This is a genomic window from Lachnospiraceae bacterium JLR.KK008 (genome assembly GCA_037015955.1).
Taxonomy (GTDB): Bacteria; Bacillota; Clostridia; order Lachnospirales; family Lachnospiraceae; genus VSOB01.
The window spans coordinates 1,824,987-1,846,433 of sequence record CP143548.1 but is presented as its reverse complement, the minus strand read 5'-3'; the positions used below and the strand labels follow the sequence as shown (position 1 = coordinate 1,846,433).

General features: G+C 42.1%; 26 protein-coding genes. 14 read left to right on the top strand and 12 right to left on the bottom strand.

Translation table 11 applies throughout. The features are described 5' to 3' along the window. Positions 1 to 34 precede the first annotated feature (34 nt). Positions 35 to 1,687 (top strand): recombinase family protein, encoded by a 1,653-nt coding sequence (locus V1224_09370; GenBank protein ID WWR14714.1) that lies wholly within the window; start codon positions 35 to 37, stop codon positions 1,685 to 1,687. Positions 1,688 to 1,953: 266 nt separating this feature from the next. Here the strand turns inward: V1224_09370 and V1224_09365 are convergent, their stop codons facing one another. The 7 genes from V1224_09365 to V1224_09335 form a co-directional block, all read right to left on the bottom strand. Beyond that, positions 1,954 to 2,649 (bottom strand): hypothetical protein, encoded by a 696-nt coding sequence (locus V1224_09365; GenBank protein ID WWR14713.1) that lies wholly within the window; start codon positions 2,647 to 2,649, stop codon positions 1,954 to 1,956. Between the two features lie 15 nt (positions 2,650 to 2,664). Next, complete coding sequence (locus V1224_09360; protein ID WWR14712.1) at positions 2,665 to 3,435, bottom strand: hypothetical protein; 771 nt, start codon at positions 3,433 to 3,435, stop codon at positions 2,665 to 2,667. Next, entirely contained in the window at positions 3,398 to 4,015 is a 618-nt protein-coding gene (locus tag V1224_09355; GenBank protein WWR14711.1) for a hypothetical protein, read from the bottom strand. Before V1224_09355 ends, V1224_09360 begins: the two co-directional genes overlap by 38 nt. Positions 4,016 to 4,110: 95 nt before the next feature. Continuing rightward, positions 4,111 to 4,665 carry a hypothetical protein gene (locus V1224_09350; protein ID WWR14710.1) on the bottom strand — a complete coding sequence of 185 codons (555 nt, stop codon included), beginning with the start codon at positions 4,663 to 4,665 and terminating at the stop codon, positions 4,111 to 4,113. After that, positions 4,643 to 5,575: a hypothetical protein gene (locus V1224_09345; protein WWR14709.1), complete on the bottom strand. Its 933-nt coding sequence runs from the start codon at positions 5,573 to 5,575 to the stop codon at positions 4,643 to 4,645. The genes V1224_09350 and V1224_09345 overlap by 23 nt, the downstream gene beginning before the upstream one ends. 157 nt (positions 5,576 to 5,732) lie before the next feature. Beyond that, entirely contained in the window at positions 5,733 to 6,362 is a 630-nt protein-coding gene (locus tag V1224_09340; GenBank protein WWR14708.1) for a hypothetical protein, read from the bottom strand. Further along, on the bottom strand, positions 6,355 to 7,632 hold the full coding sequence (locus V1224_09335; protein ID WWR14707.1) for an ATP-binding protein: 1,278 nt from the start codon (positions 7,630 to 7,632) through the stop codon (positions 6,355 to 6,357). Before V1224_09335 ends, V1224_09340 begins: the two co-directional genes overlap by 8 nt. A gap of 147 nt (positions 7,633 to 7,779) precedes the next feature. On the opposite strand from V1224_09335, the gene V1224_09330 reads away from it, so the two are divergent. Next, the gene (locus tag V1224_09330; protein ID WWR14706.1) at positions 7,780 to 9,000 is read left to right on the top strand and encodes an NlpC/P60 family protein; all 1,221 of its coding nucleotides are present in this window, start codon (positions 7,780 to 7,782) and stop codon (positions 8,998 to 9,000) included. Then, positions 8,990 to 11,065, top strand: coding sequence for a hypothetical protein (locus V1224_09325; protein ID WWR14705.1), 2,076 nt, complete (start codon positions 8,990 to 8,992; stop codon positions 11,063 to 11,065). Before V1224_09330 ends, V1224_09325 begins: the two co-directional genes overlap by 11 nt. Before the next feature lie 97 nt (positions 11,066 to 11,162). Here the strand turns inward: V1224_09325 and V1224_09320 are convergent, their stop codons facing one another. Both V1224_09320 and V1224_09315 read right to left on the bottom strand, forming a co-directional pair. Further along, positions 11,163 to 11,558, bottom strand: a complete 396-nt coding sequence (locus V1224_09320) for a type II toxin-antitoxin system HicB family antitoxin (GenBank protein WWR14704.1) — start codon at positions 11,556 to 11,558, stop codon at positions 11,163 to 11,165. Positions 11,559 to 11,587: 29 nt separating this feature from the next. Then, positions 11,588 to 11,776, bottom strand: coding sequence for a type II toxin-antitoxin system HicA family toxin (locus V1224_09315; GenBank protein WWR17450.1), 189 nt, complete (start codon positions 11,774 to 11,776; stop codon positions 11,588 to 11,590). A gap of 338 nt (positions 11,777 to 12,114) precedes the next feature. Here V1224_09315 and V1224_09310 point away from each other — a divergent pair, with 338 nt between their 5' ends. The 5 genes from V1224_09310 to V1224_09290 all read left to right on the top strand — a co-directional run bounded on the left by V1224_09310 (position 12,115) and on the right by V1224_09290 (position 15,480). Further along, entirely contained in the window at positions 12,115 to 12,255 is a 141-nt protein-coding gene (locus V1224_09310) for a hypothetical protein (protein WWR14703.1), read from the top strand. A gap of 64 nt (positions 12,256 to 12,319) precedes the next feature. Next, positions 12,320 to 12,478 (top strand): hypothetical protein, encoded by a 159-nt coding sequence (locus tag V1224_09305; protein WWR14702.1) that lies wholly within the window; start codon positions 12,320 to 12,322, stop codon positions 12,476 to 12,478. Between the two features lie 183 nt (positions 12,479 to 12,661). Then, positions 12,662 to 13,681 carry a hypothetical protein gene (locus tag V1224_09300; protein WWR14701.1) on the top strand — a complete coding sequence of 340 codons (1,020 nt, stop codon included), beginning with the start codon at positions 12,662 to 12,664 and terminating at the stop codon, positions 13,679 to 13,681. A 718-nt stretch (positions 13,682 to 14,399) separates the two neighbouring features. Continuing rightward, entirely contained in the window at positions 14,400 to 15,272 is an 873-nt protein-coding gene (locus V1224_09295) for a hypothetical protein (GenBank protein ID WWR14700.1), read from the top strand. Positions 15,273 to 15,303: 31 nt separating this feature from the next. Continuing rightward, positions 15,304 to 15,480 (top strand): hypothetical protein, encoded by a 177-nt coding sequence (locus V1224_09290; protein ID WWR14699.1) that lies wholly within the window; start codon positions 15,304 to 15,306, stop codon positions 15,478 to 15,480. 162 nt (positions 15,481 to 15,642) lie between these two features. Here V1224_09290 and V1224_09285 read toward each other — a convergent pair whose 3' ends face one another. Next, on the bottom strand, positions 15,643 to 16,017 hold the full coding sequence (locus tag V1224_09285; protein ID WWR14698.1) for a helix-turn-helix transcriptional regulator: 375 nt from the start codon (positions 16,015 to 16,017) through the stop codon (positions 15,643 to 15,645). Between the two features lie 621 nt (positions 16,018 to 16,638). Then, positions 16,639 to 16,971: a helix-turn-helix transcriptional regulator gene (locus V1224_09280; protein WWR14697.1), complete on the bottom strand. Its 333-nt coding sequence runs from the start codon at positions 16,969 to 16,971 to the stop codon at positions 16,639 to 16,641. Positions 16,972 to 17,104: 133 nt separating this feature from the next. On the opposite strand from V1224_09280, the gene V1224_09275 reads away from it, so the two are divergent. Further along, entirely contained in the window at positions 17,105 to 17,254 is a 150-nt protein-coding gene (locus V1224_09275) for a hypothetical protein (GenBank protein ID WWR14696.1), read from the top strand. Positions 17,255 to 17,488: 234 nt separating this feature from the next. Here the strand turns inward: V1224_09275 and V1224_09270 are convergent, their stop codons facing one another. Then, the gene (locus V1224_09270) at positions 17,489 to 17,863 is read right to left on the bottom strand and encodes a helix-turn-helix transcriptional regulator (protein ID WWR14695.1); all 375 of its coding nucleotides are present in this window, start codon (positions 17,861 to 17,863) and stop codon (positions 17,489 to 17,491) included. A 122-nt stretch (positions 17,864 to 17,985) separates the two neighbouring features. Here V1224_09270 and V1224_09265 point away from each other — a divergent pair, with 122 nt between their 5' ends. From V1224_09265 to V1224_09245, 5 genes are all read left to right on the top strand, one after another. Next, positions 17,986 to 18,156, top strand: a complete 171-nt coding sequence (locus V1224_09265; protein WWR14694.1) for a hypothetical protein — start codon at positions 17,986 to 17,988, stop codon at positions 18,154 to 18,156. Next, entirely contained in the window at positions 18,153 to 18,392 is a 240-nt protein-coding gene (locus V1224_09260; GenBank protein ID WWR14693.1) for a hypothetical protein, read from the top strand. The genes V1224_09265 and V1224_09260 overlap by 4 nt, the downstream gene beginning before the upstream one ends. Before the next feature lie 66 nt (positions 18,393 to 18,458). Continuing rightward, positions 18,459 to 18,698 carry a hypothetical protein gene (locus V1224_09255; GenBank protein WWR14692.1) on the top strand — a complete coding sequence of 80 codons (240 nt, stop codon included), beginning with the start codon at positions 18,459 to 18,461 and terminating at the stop codon, positions 18,696 to 18,698. Between the two features lie 389 nt (positions 18,699 to 19,087). Then, a complete protein-coding gene (locus tag V1224_09250; GenBank protein WWR14691.1) occupies positions 19,088 to 20,407 on the top strand; it encodes an IS30 family transposase in 1,320 nt (439 codons plus the stop codon). Positions 20,408 to 20,849: 442 nt separating this feature from the next. Then, on the top strand, positions 20,850 to 21,431 hold the full coding sequence (locus V1224_09245) for a metal-dependent hydrolase (protein WWR14690.1): 582 nt from the start codon (positions 20,850 to 20,852) through the stop codon (positions 21,429 to 21,431). The last annotated feature ends 16 nt before the right edge of the window (positions 21,432 to 21,447 follow it).

Sequence of the window (21,447 nt, the reverse complement as noted above, 5' to 3'; positions counted from 1 at the left end):
ATCGTGTCCCTGTTCATAGAGAAGGAGAATGACTATGAACAGGAAAAATCAAATCAACCAGAAGATAACTGCCCTCTATTGCAGGCTTTCCCTTGAAGACAGCCGGGAGAATGAAAGCATGAGCATCAGCAACCAGAAGCTTATGCTCAAAGATTATGCCGAGAAAAACGGCATGTTCCAATATGAATACTATGTGGACGACGGTTATACGGGGCGAAATTTCAACCGTCCCTCTTTTCAGCGCATGATTGCCGACATTGAAGCGGGGAAAGTTGGCTGCGTGATCACCAAAGATTTATCCAGGCTGGGGAGAAATTACATTGAAGCAGGCAGTTATATCGAAATCTTTTTCCCAAAGCATAATGTAAGATACATTGCAGTCACGGACGGGGTGGACAGCCTGACAAGGCAGGAAATGGATATTACGCCGTTCAAAAATATCCTGAATGACATGTACAGCCGTGACATTTCCAAAAAGGTATTGGCAGGGCGCATGACCCGTTCCAGGCAGGGGAAATTCTGCGGAGGGCAGCCGCCGCTTGGACTGATGCGTGACCCGGATGAAAAAGGGCATCTGATTACAGATCCTGAAACTGCGCCGGTAATCCGCCGAATTTTTGAACTTGCGCTGGATGGCTGGGGCTGTATGCGGATTGCAAAGCAGCTGATGGATGACAAAGTGCCGATTACAAGGGTGAAAGCCAATACGGAATGTGATGTGAACTATTATTCCTGGGGCAGCGCAAGGATCAGCCATATCCTACGGAATCCTTTTTATAAGGGCGCACATCTGGTCTGCCGGACGCACCAGAAAGGTATCCGTTCCAACACTTACGACATCATCCCCCGTGAGAATTGGGAAGTGATAGAGAACTGCCACGAAGCAATCGTCACACCGGCAGAATGGGAACAGGTACAGGAGATCATTGACCGCAGGCCAACAATTATGAAAGGGAATGCCTGTCCTTTTTATAACATCTTCCATGGAATTATCTATTGCGCTACCTGTGGGAAATCCATGCAGGTGCGTTATGAGAAAGTCGGGAGAACCGGGAAGAACCGGTTTACCGGGAAAGAACGGGAGCCGATAGACAAGGCATACTATATCTGCCAGACTTATAACCGGCTGGGTAAGAACGCCTGCACAAGCCACAAGATCGAAGCAAGGGATTTGTATAATCTTGTGCTGAAAGATATACAGGATCTGGCGGCGATGGCTTTGAAAGATGCGGATGTATTTTATCAGCGGCTGTCCAGCCGCATGGAACGGCGGTATATGGCGGATGCTTCGGAAATGCAGAAAGAATGTGACCGGCTGGAAGCAAGGAATCAGGAGATAGACAGCATGTTTATGAGCCTTTATACAGATAAGGCGAAAGGCATCCTGACGGAACAGCGTTTTCTGAAGCTGACTGCCTCACTGGAGCAGGAACAGGAAGCCAATCGGAAACGGCTTCAGGATTTGATGCTGGTGATGCGCCGTACAGACGAGCAGGAAAGCGACGTTCGGACATTTATGCAGGAAATCCGCAAATATGCTGCAATTCAAGAACTGGATGAAGCTGTGCTGAACCGGCTTATCAGTAAAATTCTGGTGGGTGAAGTTAAAAAAGTGGATGGTCAGAAATGCCAGGAAATCAAGATTGTCTATAACTTTGTCGGCGAGATACAAGAGATAACAGGATAAATATGATAACCCTCCCCGGCAGAGGGGAGGGCTAGAGAAATAGATTATCCGTAGTTCCCGCCAGTTAATTCTGTCTACATTTCTAAAGGCTTTATTTTAGCGGAATTACTGTCTATATCTGAAATGTAGAATGTATTTACTTTTTATTTCTATCTACACAAATTTTTGATTGTATTGAAAGACTCTATCAGTGTTTATGGGGCTTCGTATACTGTTTTCATTGTAGAAGGAATTATATAGCGGGAACTACGGATTATATATGTTTGTTATTCGTGATTCTCTTCTGGTGTGTGTATATCCATGGCTATTACATTATAAGCAAATCTTTTCTGTTTACCTCGCATGGCAAAATTTGTAGCAATCAATTCAACTATCAATAATATTACAATTCTATAGTCAAAAGCAACAATCGAAAATGCCCATAAAACAAAATATAATAAACCAATATATAGTGTTGAAATACATAAATCGCGACATAATAAATAGTCTCGTTGAGAGATAAATATTTTTGTTTTATTTTCGTATTTAAGATAGATAGAGTACCATGCATCATTTGATGCTTTTCGTTTTTCTTTTCCAATTAGATTATCTATAATTTCATATATGTTTGCATATTTTTGTAGAGCCTTTTCTTTTGTGAATCGCTTATCGTTTGCTTTTTCCCGGATTTCTTCAAAAATTATTTCACCGGGAAGTGGTCTACATAGATTACAGATCGAATCTTTCCAATTTCCAGGAATAATAGCATCAAGAATAAATACATAGGTATATAAGATAGATGAAAAGATGCCGGCAGAGATTATTTCTGAACTCAATGTCAATAGTATGTTATTTGTAGATTCATCCATTTTTACATCAAGTAGTGTATTAAATATACCTAACAAAACTATTATTATTAATGCATTTCCAATTACATAATTCTTCAGTTCTTTTTCGCGATAGTCTTTAAGATTATTATCCATAGCATTACTTCTCCTTCAATTTTCCCCATGAACTACAAATATAAGTGTTTGGTCAAAATGCTTTCGTTTGTTTATAACACGGCATCTAAGAAGATGAGTTCCAAGGAAACATAAATCTCGTGAAAAAAAACATTTTTTATCATCTTCATTCTTGTCTTTATAATAAATTTCGTGGTGTATATCGTCTTTTCCATAGCCGGCATTGCAAACTTCCCATAAAATTTGTGGTTTATCTATATCATTAAGAACTCCACCAATAGAGGTGAGGTAAAAATTTAGTTTACAACCAACAGCATATGCTGTATTAGTCTCAAGTGTAATACCTGTATCGGTTTTACATGTTAGATGGATTTTCATTCCAGTCTGTTTTCCATGATTGTGAAATCGTTCTGGTGTTACAGAAAAATTTCCGTTTGAATCAATACGCCCAAAGAAAGTGCCATACTCGTTGGTTGTATAAACTTGTTCATTTGACGTATTATCTTTATATAATTTTAGTGCTTCTTTATTTGGAAGATGATAATCTTTATATTCATATTCAGCACATGAAATTAATGTTATTTTAGGGCTTATTAGTCTTATGGATTCAGTATAAGTGGTGTTTGGATATTTAGTTTCATTAATTGTATCTTCACGTGTAAAAAAAGTTCTTGAGCCATGGTGACTTGCAATTAGGATATCAGTATTTTCATAGTTAACAGGACAATCTTCAAAATTTGGGACGATATCTTCTTTCCATGCTTTCCAATCAGAATCGCCTGTTAATAGTAATTTTTTTTTCAGCATAGTGGATTAGGAGTACGATACAATTAGTATGCTGTTCTTTGTCAGCGCTTTCACAAAGCAATTCATTCACTAGAGTAGTAGGTTCTTGAGCATCACAAAAACAATATAAATTAGCACCTCCGATACATTGAAATGGTTTATTTGATGGTGTTGGTACTTTTAGATTGGCACGATTCTTATTTTTTAACCTATTTCTTAATCCCATATAATACTTATAATCATCATTGCCGATATTTGCTCCATGGAATCCTGAATCCCATATTGATTGAATTGGAAACACACTATTAATATCTTTTAATCCTTTTAGATGATCTGTATCACGGTGGGAATTGACGAAAATATCAATGGGCTGAAATGTATTTCCATATTCATCTATTTTTTTCGGGATTACATTTTTGAAGAAATTTAAGATATAATCTTTATTCCTGTTTGGATGCTCTGCGTCATCTATAAGGTTACAATCAAATAACATTACGGTATCATCCGGAAAGACAATCAGATGCGTTAATCCTGAACCGCAGTTTACAAGGTAGAATTTTATACCATCATTGGCTTTATAAAATGATAATGGTTCTTTCAATATTTTTACTCCATTCTAAAATATAATTTTAAGTGTATTATGGGTATTTGTTTTTTGGGATTCATATTTAAAACTGATTTCTATTGTTTCAAATATTACATAATAATACTATCATAATCTTGCGGCAAAATAATAGGTGATACTTTATCAAAAGCAAAAGAAACAGCTTTCATGAATCCTTTATGTCTGTTGGAAAAGAGTAGCCGTTCTGATAAAGAAGTATTAAAACCAAATGTTCCAACATTGCTTAACAATGTTGATTGGCGCAAATTATAATTCTCTTCCAAACTCAGTGTTTGCTTGGAAAACCAGAGCACTGCCTTTTTATTTATGTTCATCATGTAATATAATATTTGTTTGTTTGATGATTTTTCCCAAATGCATGTATTAGCTATCACGAAATCGCTCATTGCGATTTCATGGACAGAGCATAATCGCTGGACTTCACCTATATGTGCCGTTATAAATGTTCCATTTAACTCATCATTTGTCATGCAACAAAACAATGATTTGGGAAAAGCGCTGTTTTTTCGAGTAATCATCCAATCTGTTACTGGTGCATCAGTAACAGATTGGATATATTGTAATCTTGCTGACATATGGGCTCTATTTACAAAAATTCGAGGATCAGAGCTTACAATCCATTTCACCTAGCTTCACTCCTTGTGTTCTGTTACTGGAATTATTCCCATATGTATTTGCAGGGATAGATATCACACCATTTTTAGTATTTAGTGCCGGGCTATACCGTTCATTTTTCATATACTCGACTAGTTTATCAGAACCGCCGCTTGTAGCCCCAGAACCTGTATTATCGGATATAAGATAACTCTTTCCATAAGAATCTTTCAGAGTATCAAAGATTTCCTTTGCGCTATCTAACTTCCCGTGATGAGGAAGCTGGATTAAATCATAGTTATCAAGGTGATGTAGATAGGTAGGTGACGCATCTCCACATAGAAGAATGATTTCTGCATTAGTTAATTTATATTTTAACTGTACACTTGCAGCGTTCATCACAGTTTCACCATCTATTTTCGTGGTTTTGGCATCTTCAATAGCCTGTGCAACAACCTCAGCAAATTCATCTTCTGTTGGACCAACAATGCTCCCAGATAACGCCTTTGTTCCTACAGTGGCATTTTCAATTGAAAATCCATATTCCTGAGCTTTTTCAACAATATCTTTTATATTGTCAAAGGTTTCAAGTATATGTTGTTTTGTTGCCGGCAATGTCCTGCGCCCATCGTCAAGAAGTTCCAATACTTTTCTTGCGCTTTTTAGATATAAAGAAGAATATAATGTAACATCATATCCTTTACTGTGCAGATGTTCCATTAAACTCTCAACCCCATCTGTATGGTCACTGTCATTGTGTGAAATAACAATGTGTATCTGGGAAATTAAACTATTTTTTCTCAAAAATTTTTTAATCTCCTCAGTATGCTGAATATGTCCACAATCGTATACTACCAAAGAAGTGGTATCATACAGCAGTATACAATCTCCAAATCGTGTGTCCATGTCTCCGTTATAGTGACTTAAAGCTTTCAATTTCATAGATATTCCTTTCTACAAGCATTTTTTTGGCTGTTTGTATGCCTGAACCCGTAAATTATAATGTTTCTTATGTTTTTGTTAGCATATTATTTGAGTGGCTGCTATATTAAGAGAAAAAATCTCTATATATCCATACAGAATCTCTTCTTAAATATGGTCATCCATCCAAAGCATTGTTGATTGTTTGTATCCATTTACTGTCATCCATTGTAAAGTATTCAATAAATCTGCCTAAATTAGTGCTTCCTTCTATTGCATCATCAGATGGCAGCTTTTTGATTCGCTCTCGCATTTCTTGATAGTTTTCCTTTGTAATTCGGGAAAACAATGCTTGCCGTTGATCCGCTCTCCCTTTGTATCCTTCAACGCCTGTAAGTTCAAAGATAATCGGGGCATTTTTCTTTTTTTTATTGGAACTAAGTATCACATCATCCCAATGTTCAATGATGATTTGCATGGTACAGGGATTTCCATATATAACAATCTGGTCTGCAGCATTTTCAACTCCATGAAATTTGTTGATTTTTCGCTTGATATCAACATATTGTTCATAAGGTTTTTTATCTGTATCACAGAATACCAATACCAAGTCACTTGAACTATTCTGATATTTGTCCTGATATCGTGCTGGTATATTTCCATTTCCTTCAGCATTTTCCAGTTGAAAAAGGTATTCTTTGCTCCATACATCTAATGAGATCAATTTCTCTAAATATTCATATTCTTCATCCCCTTCACATATAATACATATTCTGCTGCCAGTAAAAATCTGAGGAATTTTACTCATTATCGGCAGGCACCTCCTTCCGGTTTCCTTTGATATCCAGTAAAGAACGAATTAACTCTGGATCAGGCAGGGCACCTAATACACCTTTCCGATATTTTTCCATGATGTCCGTAGTATCACGCACTCCCTGTTGTGCGGTAAACGCCGCCAAGGAATAAACATAGACACCACTTTCATCTTTATGCACAAACCATATCTGTTCTTTTCGGAACATTTTTTTACAATCCATTAAATTGATATCATGCACTGTAAATATCATCTGAGCATTTGTATTCAATTCATTATTAAACATAGCTACGATTGCTCTGGTCAGTTTAAAATGAATACTACTGTCTAATTCATCTACCACAAGAATCCTGCCCTGTTCAATCCCTTCTATGATATAACTTGCAAGAGCGGCAATTTTCTTTGTTCCAGTAGAGTCAAAAAGTACGCTGGGAACAGGAACGCCTCTATAAACAGACACCAACCGAATTTGATCCATAATCTGTTCAGGAATATCAAGAGCTTTTTCATCCGGTTTTTCTTCATCAGAGTTCATTTTTACATGGATTTTATCCATATCTACATACCCGAAGTCATCCATATAAAGATCCGAATTTTTAATGAACTCTACTACTTTTCTCTGTAGATCGTTTTCATTCTTCATAAGATTGATTGTTCGTTTTAAGGGAATATTATTCATATTGATGATATCAATCTTAGAAGCGAACTTTGTAACAACTCGCTTCATTTCTGCCAGTCTATCAAATTTATTGACATCTACCAGATAAAACAACAAATTACTTTGAGATACAAGAGAAATCATTTTTAACAAATCTTCATCATCACATTGGTAATTTCCACTGACGACATCTTTTAAAAGCCAAATATTCTCTTTTTCGTTACCATATTGATCTTTTGAGATTTCTACAAATTTTTCATAGGGATATTCATTTTTTTGGTCATCATACCAAAAATCATAGGAAAACTCCCTGCCTTCTTCCAGAAACGTGATTCCCAGCTGGCATATTGTACTGTCTTGAAAAATATTCGGCATAATTTTGGGTTTCTGATTTAACAGAATGTTTTTGGCACTGCGGATACATTTTACCAGACATGTTTTACCCGCATTGTTAGGGCCATAGATTCCTACCGCCTTTAATATATTGAAATTATTTTCGCTATGAACGTTAGATGCAAATTTTTTGTTTCGCATATCCGCTTTCGTAGAAAAAACTATTTCTTCCGAAAAAGAAAAGCAGTTATTGGCTCTTATTTCTATTAGCATGGTCGGTTCCTCCAAATTGAAATTCATTTTACATTACATACTATACCACATGAAAATTTTTTGTGCAATATATTTTCATAAAAAATATAAAAATTTTAAATTCACCGCTTGACAATGTGGCAAAGATCTGATGAAAAGGGAAGAGATATGAAAAAGGCAGGATTGTTTTTGGGACTGCTTCTTGCCATAAGCGCGGCGCTGCCTCTGGTGCTGATGCTCTTTTTCGCATCCAGCGGCGCAAGCCAGCCGATCCCGGTACCGGCGACAGAGCAGAAAGCGTTCGAATACCAATATGCCTGTACGGAGTTGGGCGCTCCCTGGGATCTGGTCATGCTCTCCGATGTGGTGCGCACTTATGAGGCCGGAGAAGGGGACATCGAGGACTTTAATCCGATCATTACGGGGCTGGAATTTTGCAGGCTGCGGGAAGAGAAGTACAAGCTGATTACCCATGAAAATGAGGACGGGACGACGGACTCCGAGTGGGAGCTTCAGAGTGTGGACTATTATGAGGCGGCGGACGCGATCCTCATATACGCGGGACAGTCCCGGCTGACGGTGACGTACAGGAACGCGGAGCAGCTTCTAATCGCATTACAGACGGCGGCCCGGGAAAAGGGCGGCGGTGACATCAAGTATGAGGTGGCGCTGGAGAATTATCCGGAAGTGCAGTATGAGGACGTCCTTGACCGGTTTATCGGCCTGAAAGAGAAGGACAGGGACGGTGTCGTGGAGCTGTATGAGGCCCGGTATCTGCCACAGCTTTACGGATATGACGAGCATGTCCCGACCGATTCCGTTTGGGCGGGCGGCGCCGGGGAACTGCCGGAGATTACGGTCGGGGATGTGACGCGGCAGGAACTGCTGGAAGTCGCGGATTCCCTGGTGAACTGGCCGTATCTGCTGGGTGGCAAGTCGGCGCGCCAGGGAGCGCCGTCAGGGCCGCTGGATTGCAGCGGCTATGTGGACTGGGTCTATTATCAGTGTTTTGGCAGGACGGTCGCCGGAGGCGGCGGGACGACGTCACAGTGGTATGCCAGTGACGAGATCAGAGAGAGCGAATTGAAGCCGGGCGACCTGGGCTTTTACCGGCTCCCGAAGGAGGTTGGGAACGGCGTCTACAACCATGTGGGGATCTATATCGGGGAGATCGGCGGACAGCACGCCTGGATCCACTGCGGCGGCTCCAGCTATGGTTATGCGGAACGGCCCAAGGGCCGGGTCGGTATCTCGGTGGATAGCGGCAGCAACAACACCGATCCGATTTTGGGAGGGACGTTCTCGCCGCCGATGAAGGGCTGCAGATTTAAATATTACAGGCGTCCGCGGTTTCAGTTTGCCGGAGAGGAGGGAGAAGATGCTGCGTAGACTGCGAAAAATGGGAATGCTGCTCTTGTGTGCGTTTGTGCTTGCCCTGGCAGTCCCTGCGGGGACGGTAAGGGCAGACAGCGGGATCAAAGGTACAAATGCTTTTAATCACTTAGAAGGAGATGCAAAGTATTTAAGGGATGACTACAGAGATAACTATGTTTTGGATATCGAGGAGACGGGCGTATTGGAGATCCACTGGGAGGCACTGAACGGGATCGCCAACGCGCTGTTCGCGGCCATCAGGACGATCTCTTATGCGACGGTGACGCTGTTTTACTGGGCGCTGAATTTCGACATCGGGGAGATGTTCGGCGGACAGATCAACGGCATCCAGCAGGCGCTGAAGGATACGGTGTTCGAACCGCTGCTGATGCTCGCGATCGGCGCGTGTATGGCCACCTTACTGGTGAAATTTGCGAAGCGGGATGCAGTCGGCGGCATTGCGGAGATCGGGAAGATCCTTCTTGTCGTCGTCCTGTCCATGTTTGTCGTGTTGAAATCAGACAGCGCCCTGTCTCTGGCGACGAATGTCACGAAGGAAGTGAGCATCGACGCGCTCTCGAGCGTCAATGACAGCATGGGTATGTCCGGAAACCGGGAAGATTTCGCGGCGCAGGCGGCGGGCGTTTTGTGGGTCGATCTCGTCCATGAGCCGTGGAAGACGGTCGAATTTATGAATGACGACGTAGACGACGGTACGGTAGACAGTTTTCTGAAAGTGAGCGATCCGGAAGAGAGAGCCGAATTGGTGAAGGGCATGGGAGACGCGGCATGTTTCCGGATGACGGTCGGCTTTGAGCGGATCGGTTTCCTGATCGTCTATCTGATCCCCTGTCTGGCCAAATGCCTGTTGTTTATCGTAGTCGCGGGCGCGCTGCTCATCTTTCAGGTGCTGGCGGTCTTCTATCTGATTCTGGCGCCGGTTATGTTATTACTTTTTCTGTTTGCGGGGTATGAGAGCATTCTCACGGCATGGCTGAAGAAAATGCTGGAGACACAGATCATGATTCTGGTCATTACTTTTATGCTGGCGCTGCTGATCCGAACCGATGTCTTTCTGTTTCAGAAGGCGGATGAGTGGGGCTGGTTTATCGTCCTGCTCATACAGATTATCATCGGCGCGGGTTTGTTCTTAAACAGAGGGAAGATCTTCGAGCTGCTCAGCACGGTACAGCGCGGCAGCGCCACGCCCCGTTATGCTGTGAACCGGCTGCGTATGAGTGGCAACGTGAAGGATCTGAATCATATGCGCAGAAATGTCATGGCTGCAGGCAGACAGATAGGACGAAGCACGATGGCTCTTGGGAGAAAGGCAGGCATCGGCGCCGGGGAATCGGCTCCGGCATCGTCACAGGGACCTGTCGGCGCATCGTCCGGATCGGCACACGAAGCAGGAAATGCGTCCGTCTCGCAAGGCGGACAGACGCCGCAGGCCAGACCGGCCTTTCGGATGATACCGGGCGGAGCAGGCCAGACCGGGCAACAGTCGGGGACGTCCGAACAGAGGAAAAAGCATCCGGTGACGGCGCATCCGGATCCGATGATGAAGGATAAGCTGCAGCAGGCGGGGACGGCGGCGCGAAAATATGTGAAAAACGGTGAGATCGGCAGACACGCGGGAGCGGCGACCGGCGCTGGGGCAGGTATGCCGGCACAGGTCAGAGAGTACGTGAAGGGCGCCCCGATCCAGTTCCGGTATGCCGCGCATACGCAGTCCAAAAGGGCGAAAGAGAAGACGACAGACCACCTGTATTCGGCAGAAAAGAAGGCAGGCGCCGTCCGTACGGCTGCCGGCAGTGAGGTAGAACGCGTGAAACAGGGCGTGGCGCTGACAGCAGAGAAAAACGCGGAAGGACACCGACAGAGCTATGGAGAACATCGGAAGAAAAGAGAGGAGCGGGCAGAGAAACGGTCTGAATATAAAAGCCGCATAGATGGTAAGCGGGAAATGCTCGAACAGACTTTCGTGAGGCGGAGAGAAGAGCAGGCGCAGAAACGGCAGGCACGCAGATTTGCCGCTGCCGGCAGCGCGAAGGAGGGCGATACCCGTTCGGGAGGATGAACGATACCCCGGCCAGTCTTATGAAAATACCCTCTTTTATCAGACAAAAACAAGTCTGATGAAAGAGGGTATTCCCAGCCTTAGAAACGCAGATCTGTTATAACTGTAGTTTGGAAATAAGAGCTTCCTGCAATACCTGTGAAAAATTAAGGTCCATAGCAATGGCCGCTTCATTGAGCCATTCGGGGATACTCAAAGTTTTTTTAACGGAACGGGAATTTGCATGTTTTTTATAAGAAAGCATATCAAATTCAATGACAACGAGAAAAGAATCAGGTTCCGTGTTGATTGATGCCGGGTCAGAAGCTACAGGAATAGGTTGCTGTTCTTTTTCGCGACAAGTCAGAGCCAGACCAAGCGCATCAAATGCCATTTCGTAAGCTTGTGTCATGTCGTCGCCCTGTGTAAGACATTCAGGAATATCAGGAAAAGAGACCCAAAAGCCGCCTTCCTCTGCTTTGTGAAATAATGCTGGATAAAATAATTTTTTCATAATCAGCGCCTCCATTTTTATAGGCGAGGTTATTTGAGACCTGCCTGTTTTAATATGGCTTGTTCAAGACCTTTTTTCAGGCTTGTGCTATGATAAGGAACTTCAGTTTGATGCCCAGTCGTATCGTTTTTCATTTTAACATGAGAACCATTTTGACTGACTATTTTAAATCCGTTTTTCTTGAGATGTTTTATCATCTCTCGTGGTGTCATTGGTATTTCCGTTACCTTCCTTTCCTCATCTCATTTGTATTATAACACGTATTGATACGTATATCAACAAATACGTATCAATACGTATGATGTTTTTATATATTATCGCATAATATGACGAATGCTATGTGTCACAAATTATTGAATTAGCAAACAGTCAGAATTTTAGGTTATATTATCCGGTAATAGAAACATATTTTTAAATATAGCGATCCAATTTTATTTTACAATACCTGGAAATGTGGTATATTAATTGTGTAAATTTAAGTCTTAAATGCAAATAATAGGGTGAATACAATGAATGTTGAGAGTGATATATTTTCATTAACAGGTTACTTTTTGATATGGATGATAATAAACTTCTTGAAAAATATATGGATAAAGTGGACGCTGATCAGAGAAGTCTTAGAGAAGAAATGCGCGAGCGGGAAGAGAGAATCACTAAGATGACCGAAGATTCAGAAGCCAGAATTGATGCAAAATAAAATTGTCTAAAATAGAAGAAATGATTGTGAATCAAAATAATGTGGTAAATGTAAAATTTGAAAAATGGAAGAAAAATTTGACAATTTTGTGAAAGACATTAAGGATAACGAAATAGCGATATGGGGGATTTGCATTGCGACGATTTTGTCCGTTGCAGGGATAGCATATGCTGCAATTCAGGTTTTTCAGGGGTTTGTGAATTTAGTGTTACCATTATCATAGCTACTGTCTGAGAAAGGTATCGTTTTAGGACGATGCCTTTTAATTTTATACGGATCATTATCTGTTCCTTCCGAAATAGAAGTGTCCCAAATTGGGACGCGAGAGCGAAACAGTATATGGTAAAAGAAAGCAGACTATGATATACTGAAATTATCAGTTCCAAAGGAGAAGAACACAGATAAGATGGAGAAAAAGACCAGCGTCACGGACGCGATCGAAGCCGGTGGATATAAAGCGAGGTATGACGCGCAGGTAAAGTGGATACTCAGTAACAAGCCGATTCTGGCATGGATACTGAGAGAGACAGCGGATGAACTGAAGGATCTGGATATTGACATGATCATACAGTGTATTGAGGGAGAACCACAGGTATCCGCTGCGCCGGTTCATCCGGGGAAATCCGGACTGCACAAGATCGCAGGAATGAATACGGAGAGTAATGTGCCGGGAGAAGGGGAAATCTACTACGACATCTTGTTTCATGTCATTACGCCAGACCACAGGTCGGTTAAGTTAATCGTTAATCTGGAGGCGCAGAAAAAGTACCATACATCGTATGATCTGGTGACGAGAGGAATATTCTACTGTGCAAGACTGCTTTCCGCCCAGTTAAACACGGAATTTGCGGTTCCTGATTATGATGATATGAAAAAGGTATATTCGATATGGATCTGCATGGATACGCCGGGGTATGCAGAAAATACGATCACAAGATATGGAATCAGGCAGGAAAAAGTGATGGGAAATTACAGGGGAAGGGCCAGATACGATCTGCTGTCGACTGTAATGATCTGCCTGGGAAAGAAGGATGCTGACAGCAGGGAGAAGCCGTCTTTGCATGGACTGTTATCGGTACTGCTGTCGAATACGTTAAGCCCAAAGGAGAAAGAGGAGATTCTTGATGAGAAGTATCGGATTTCGGTGACGGAGAGAATGAAGGAGGAGATGAATGTTATGTGCAATCTCAGTGATCTGGTAGAAGAAAGGGCAATGGAAAGAGGAATCCAAAAAGGAATAGAGCAGGGAATAGAAAAAGGAATAGAGCAGGGAATAGAAAAAGGAATAGAAAAAGGGATTGAAAAGGGTGTTACAATGGGAAAGCTGGAAATGCTCGTACAGTTGGTGAAAGAGCATATCCTGTCGGTGGAAGATGCGGCCAGACGAATGGGGATGGCGGAAAGTGAGTTTAGGAAACTGGTCTGAAGAGGTATCGCTTTTGGCGGTGCCTTTTCCACTTTATGACAGGTGTCCCAAATTGGGGCGTGAGTGAGGGATGAGACAAGAGATGAGGAAGAACTATCTGCTGATCGGAATGCTGGCCGGCTGTAGCAGCGGGAAGAGTAAGGAGACGGAGATTTTAGTTAATAAATGAATAAATGATTTATTACTACATACACTTGATTTAGCCTGGCGCATATGGTATTGTATGTGTAGGCAAAAAGATAGTAGTGTTCATGTGACACGACAAGGACGAAGCCCTCATTGCACTGGTGATACAATGAGGGCTTCTCCTTCTTTTGCGGAGAAGTGAACCGTTTGGGCTAAGTTACCGTACTAATCCTCGCCGTTTAACCACTTGCACAGGTAGTAGGCGACTACACTGGCCAATACGGAAAGAATGAAAGATAGCAGTATGTTCATGTGATACACCCCCTTCCTGTTGCCAGTATCGGGGCGGTAACATAAGAATCTTATCACATCCTGTCAGAAGATACAACAATATGGCCTTTGATAAGATAAATAATAATATGTATGATAAGAGGATCGCTTTCAAAACGAAGTATTTATTAAGTTATACGAAGTGAAAGATCCGGTTTGTTGAAGCAGATAGTATTTGACAAAATTTACCATATAGGCCTAAAGTAATAGATAAGAAGACAGGTGTCCCAAATTGGGACGCGAGTGAGGGAGGAGACAAAAGATGAAGAAGAACTATTTGCTGATCGGAATGCTGGCCGGTCTTACGCTGGCTTTGGCCGGCTGTGGCAGCGGGAAGAGTAAGGAGACGGAGACTGCGGCGGAAGCGGCACAGGAGACAGAGGACGGAGCGGAAGGAAAGAGTACGGACAGCGGGAACCCGGAAGAGATGAGCGAGGACGAGTTGGCAGAGCTGATAGGAGAGGACGCGGCGAAGCTCTTTGCGGCACTGTCCAATGAGGAACGGGCCGCCATGATCCCGGAGACGGAAGTGACAGGAACGGGGTATTATAAATACTTTCCAGGGGAAGAAGATCCGAATGCTCAAATATCCCAGATGTGGGACTATGAGATAACCGGATATATGGAAGAGTATGAGGTCATCCGACAGGACTGGGAGTGCATTGTGGCGAAAGGCATCGTATCGAACGGCGCGCTGATGACGGAGGAACCGGTAGAGGTGACGTATTTCTTCAGTGTGAATGAGGAGGAAACGGCAGTCATACTGACGTCCGCGACGATCATGGATGAGGCGGACAGTGTGCATATCATACCGACAGTGCCTTTCCCGGAAGCGGAAGAATTGCTGGAGATGGGATTATCCATCGATGTCACGGCTCCGGGTGCTCCGCTTGAAAATCTGCCCTTGACCAAAGATAATGTGACAGAGATCTGGTATGATGAAGAAGATCTTCAGAATGAGATGGCTGACTGGGCATATACGGGTGACATACATTATGTGATAAATGGCGTTGAATGTTTGAATTTTCTGGAGCTGTATTATAAAGCCTATGATGATGAGAATGCGGAAGCAAAGTGGGTTCCTGATGATCCTGTTCTGGACATAGTCAAGGCAGAAAAGATCGGCATGGATTAACATATAGAAAGTAAAGGACAAGGAAATGGAGATGGATAATAATAAACCTACACATCAGAAAGAGAAGACAGTTGATACTTACCTGCTATATTCTGATGAAGAGCCTGTTCAGGAGATCCTGATCGAATGCGGTTTTAATCAGAACGGTGCGGACGGGAGAGGAAAACAAAGGCTAATGGAATACTGTTCTAAGTTGTCGGACTTGTAAATGATCTTATCTGCCAGATGGCGGAAATTGTATAGTTGATAGTATGAAAAAGATAAAGGGTGTTATAAGGTTATCTGATTTGATGATCTTATAATGCCCTTTATTCATAAAACAAAAAATAATCTACTATTTATGGTTATTTATTATATTTTTTAAAGGAGATTATTTTACATTTTTTAATATTTTAGAATTCGTTTGATTTTCAAGCATAGAAAGTGCTGTGTGAAGTAAGGTACGTTGATTTTGAGGAATAAGCTCTTTATATGTTTCAAGTAAAATTTGTGCACCGTCTGGCATTTCTGATAGAGCGGTTATATTGTTAGATTCATATAAATTTGTATTTGTTAATCCTAATAAATAATCTGAAGATACATCGAATATTGTTACTAGTTTTAAAATTATATCAATAGGCGGCATACGTTGAGAGGTTTCATAAAAGGAAACCATTTTAGGAGTTAGCCCCAATTTAGAGGATAATTCTTTTTGCGTCATATTATTTTCGGTGCGTAGCATTTTGATACGATTGCCAATATTCATAAAAAACCATCCTGCATTTTTCTTTATTATATCAACAATAGTATTGACAAGAAACTGAAAGTACAGTACTATTAGTACATTAAAGAACAAATAGTACATAAATATAGAAAAGAGGGATTGTGATGAATAAATTGAAATGTTTGAGAGAAAAAAGGGATTTAACGGTACTTCAATTATCAAGAAAAACGGGTGTTTCGGAGAGATATTTACGATTTATAGAAAGCGGGAAAAAATTCCTTCACTGAGAACTGCATGCATAATTGCAAAAGCATTGGAAATGTCAGTGGACGATATATTTTTAAGTTAGAAATGAACTAAAAGTACAAAACTTAGATAGCGAGGAAATATCTTTCGGACAATGGTGGGGTTTGAGTAATAGAAAAAATAAACAAATATGAGAATCAATGTCATTTAGTTAGGTTCGTGAGCCGTTAAGTTAAGGAAAATCTGTTATGGCAGAATTTTGCATTTTTCAAATTCGGAAATATCCATTTACAGAAAAATTTCTTAAATTCACTGTTTGGCGTGGTGCTTGTAAGGGGATTATTTCGTGAAAAGGGGGGGATTTTGCCTTGGAAATTGGCTGTTTTGAAAAAATGCAGGTACGGTGATGTACCTGCATCATTTTTCGGAATTGGAGCTTTCAGTCAAGTATTTAATGAAAGAAGAAACAGCATTCACCTGTTCATCACTCAAGGAATCAATAGATTCTAAGACCTGCTTTTTAGCCAAAGATACACCTTGATTAGAAAACATTTCACCTTGTCCGTTTTCCAGCCAATCTTTACTTACATTAAAGACATTTTCAATAAGCAACAGTATCCGATCAGGCGGATTGACCTTACCCTGTATGATTCTTGAAAAATAACCAGGGTCAAGATTTATTTTTATAGCAAATTGGCGTTGAGAAATATTCAGCTTATCCAAAAGGATTTTTAATCTGTCACAAATCATAATAGTCACCTCACTGGTGAAAGCATATCAGAAAATATTGCTTATGTCAATGAAAAGTATTGAAATAGCACTTGACAAATTGCTATAAGCAATATATAGTTTTGTTAAAAGCAACAGAAGGGAGGAGAAATTGATGACTAAAGCACAACAGGAATTAAAAGAGGATATTGAGAAAATCAAGGATGATACCACGATTGAGAAAGTAAGAATTTTCATTATGGGTATTTTCGCACAGCAGAGTATATCCGAGAATCAGCGTAACCCAACAAAGCAACTTGTATAAACATACCCCCAATGCAGCAATGTCATTTAGTTAGGTGCGTGAGTCGTTAAGTTAAGGAAAATCTGTCATGGCAGAATTTTGCATTTTGCAAATTCTGAAATATCCATTTACAGAAATATTTCTTAAATTCACTGTTTGGCGTGGTGCCCGTAGGGAGATTATTTCGTGAAAAGGGGGATTTTGCCTTGAAAAGCGGATATTTTGAAAAAAATGCAGGTACATCCCGTACCTACATCATTTTTCAGAATTGTGTGGAGCTGCTTGGAGCGACTTTTCCAATTCATCTAAGGAGTTAATAAAAGCCAAAACAGCTTTGACCTGTTCATCATTCATTTTTTCCAGTTGTGCAAGCGCCTTCTGATGAATTTCGGACAACGATTTATTTTTGCTGATTTGCTTTAGCTTAGGTTCAGTTCCATTAAGAACCCATTCAGCATTATATCCATATTTTTCTTCAATCAAAACGGCAAGAGATTGAGATAACCGAATATCGGGATCTTTAAGGAGTTTGGATATGTAACTCTCGGTTACACCAATAACAGAAGCAAACTCTTTTTGCTTTAATTTATTTTCTTTCAGTATTTGTCTTATCCTATCACATTGGTTCATAGTGTACCTCCTATGAATTATACAATAACAAAAAAACTTGAACAAGTCAAGAAAAATATATTGACAACATGAACAGGTTGATTTATACTTGAACTATTCAATAGAAGAAAGGAGGCAATGGCATGATGACACTTGAAAAAGAAACCGCAATCCGAAAAATTACAGAAATGCCTACCGAGAGAGTATCAAAAGTGTTGATTTTTATGGCTGGCATGGAAGCAGAACATATTATTGATGAAAAGAGTGGAATGGAAAAACGGCGCAGTCTGTCAAGTCGTAAGAGCGTAACATGAACGAAATCCCAATTTTAGAGCAGTTGAAGCGTGAAGCCCTATATGCACAACGTTCCTTTTCCACGGATCTATTGTATCAGACCTATGGAAAAGCACAGATGGCAAGGCAGCTTGAAGCTTTAACTCAATCAGAGTTCATGGAGATTAACCACATGACGGTACATTTCATGAACACAGACAGAGAGTATATAAGGAATTGCAACAGAAATTTTAGAGAGGGAAAAGCCTTAACTTAACGGAGGGAGGGCTTAAGTAAATGACATTGCCCAATGCAGACACTTCAATTACAGAGGTAGCGCAACATGAGCGAAAACCCGATTTTAGAGCAGTTGAAGCGTGAAGCCCTTTATGCACAGCGTTCCTTTTCCACGAAGCTGCTGTATCAGACCTATGGAAAAGCACAGATGGCAAGGCAGCTTGAAGCTTTGACGCAATCAGAGTTCATGGAGATTAACCACATGACGGTACATTTCATGAACACAGACAGAGAGTATATAAGGAATTGCAACAGAAATTTTAGAGAGGGAAAAGCCTTAACTTAACAGAGGGAAGGCTTAAGTAAATGACATTGATATGAGAATAATCAGTTTTTGGATTAAGAAGAAGGATACAAGAATGACAATATTATGTACCGCACCAAAAAAAAGCATGTGAATCTGTTTTGACCGACACTTCACATGCTTAAGGCAACCGCATCGTCAATATCCGCCTGACAGATCAGATGCCACCTGTATTACGTATCGCTATTGTAACAGACCAGGCAGGAAAAATCAAGGGGATTCGAATTGAGTTGTATCTATACCTGAAATGAAATCTTAAATTCCACCTTCTCAAACTACAGTAGCATTTACCTCTGCATAAGTAGAGTTTACTTCTTCATACGCTTATGATATGATTCCTCTGCTTTCTGACAGCAGTAGAAGGAGAAATCATGAGCAATCTTATACCTGGCAATCAAAAACATCTCTCCTTGCAGGATCGGCTTTACATTGAAAAAGCCCTTTCCTCTGCAACATCCTTTAAAGACATTGCACGCTTCCTCTGCAAAGATCCCTCTACCATTTCTAAAGAGGTCAAAAAGCACCGGCTCAGCGACTGGTATCACAAGGGCACCTTCTACAATGCCCATAACTTCTGCATCCACAGATATCACTGTCGAAAAACAAATGTCTGTGGCAAGATCATCCTTTGTGGGATCAAGTGCACCTCCTGTCCATCCTGTAACCAGACATGCAGAGATTTTGCCCGGGAACGATGCGGCCGTCTGGACAAGGCCCCTTATGTCTGCAATGGCTGCGACAAGGCGCTCCATAAATGTACCATCGCCCACAAATATGTGTACGATGCCCGTTTTGCACACCGTAAATACACTGAGACCCTAAGCTCTTCCCGAAGCGGCTTAAACATGACAAAGACCGAACTGGCAAAGAAAGACAAGCTGGTTTCCCATCTGGTCTATCAAGGACAGTCCCCTTATCAGATCGTGGCAAACCATCCGGAGCTGGATATGTCCGTCCGTTCCGTCTACACCTACATCGATAAGGGACTCTTTACAGCCAGGAATATCGACCTGAAACGCAAGACGAAGTTCCGGCCCCGCAAGTGCCACAAAACACAGATTACCAACCGTGAAGTGTTTTCAGGCCGCATGTACAGTGATTTTCTCCTGCTCGACCCGGACTATAGAGAGAGGGCCGCTGAAATGGATACCGTACATTCTTCGAGAGACTCTAAAAAAGTACTGCTCACTTTCTATCTGCGCAAGGAAAAGCTGTTTCTTGCCTTCCTGATGAACCGATGCACAACCGGCGCTGTCCGCATAGTCTTTGACCGGCTTAAAAACCGTCTGGATACCGATTTCCATCTTCTGTTCCATACCGTCCTTACAGACCGGGGTTCGGAATTCGGTGACCCAGACTCTCTGGAAACCGACATATACGGAGAAAAATGCTCCAGCGTCTTCTACTGTGACCCTATGCGAAGCGGACAAAAAGGCGGTGTTGAAAACGCACACACCCTGCTCCGGATGGTTCTCCCAAAAGGCACCAGTTTTGAATTCCTGACCCAGTGGGATGTGAACCTGATCGTAAACCACATCAACTCCATGCCGCGGGAAAGCCTTGGCGGGCGCACTCCTTATGAAGCAGCATTATGGACTTATGGGGCCCGCACTTTAAAAGCACTTCAGCTTAGACCGATTCCTCCCGATGAAGTCAACCTGACGCCTAAGCTGATACGCTTTAACCACTAACCACCACAAAAAATCTGCTGTCAGACAGGAAATAGACTTTTCACATTTCATATGTTCGGCTGGTGGAATTCAGTCTTGCACACTGCATTTCCAGCGGTCTGTTTGTCATGTCATCCATTCGATTATTTTGCAGGAAGTTGCTTCTATTATAAACGAATTCCTATCAATTTGCCTAAAAAAATTTGATAAAATCGCCAACTATTAAAATAGGGTGGAATTTAGTCCTGCACTGGAATTTACTTTTTCAAGTCAGCAGTTGTATCTATAAATATAAAGTGGTGAAAGCGCATGAATGCCCGGTATGCGGGAAGCGGTTTTACATCGTTTACGGCCAGCATGACATATGGCGGTATCAGTTCATGTACCGTAGAAAGCGGATATACATATGCGGTTATACTTGTTTTCGAAATATAATTTTACAAAAGAGGGGAGAGCGATCATTATGATGGCAGCATCACATCGGTTGGGCGGCGTGGCGGCAGGAATGCTTACGGCGGGTATCCTGACATCGCCGGACGACGTGGCAGGGAAAGCGGTCTTATTGTCCGCGGCAGTATTGGGGAGTCTGATTCCTGACATCGATCATCCGCGCAGCAGCATCAGCAGACGGCATCGCGGGATCAGTGTGGCCGTAGGTATCTTTCAGACGTTACTGCGTGGCCTGGGGAACCTGTTGCCACGCAGGCAGGAGCAGTATGTCAGAGGGGCGGCAGGGCATAGAGGGGCCAGTCATTCTCTGTTTATGGCAGTTCTCTGTACCCTGCTGGTGTCAGCGGGAGCGATCGCGCTGCCGGCATGGAAAGAGACGGTATTTCTGGCGTCATGGGGCGTCGGCGTCGGTGTACTGAGTCATTTGTTTCTGGATATGCTGGCCGGCGGCGTGTCGCTGCTTTTCCCCTTTACGATGAAACGGATCACGCTGGCCCGGATCAGGACCGGCGGTCCGCTGGAATGGATGGTGCGTATGCTGATGGCAGGTGCGCTGATCTTGCTGGCCGGAAACGAATTATTAAGATGGAGATAGGAAGGAGAGCCGGAAT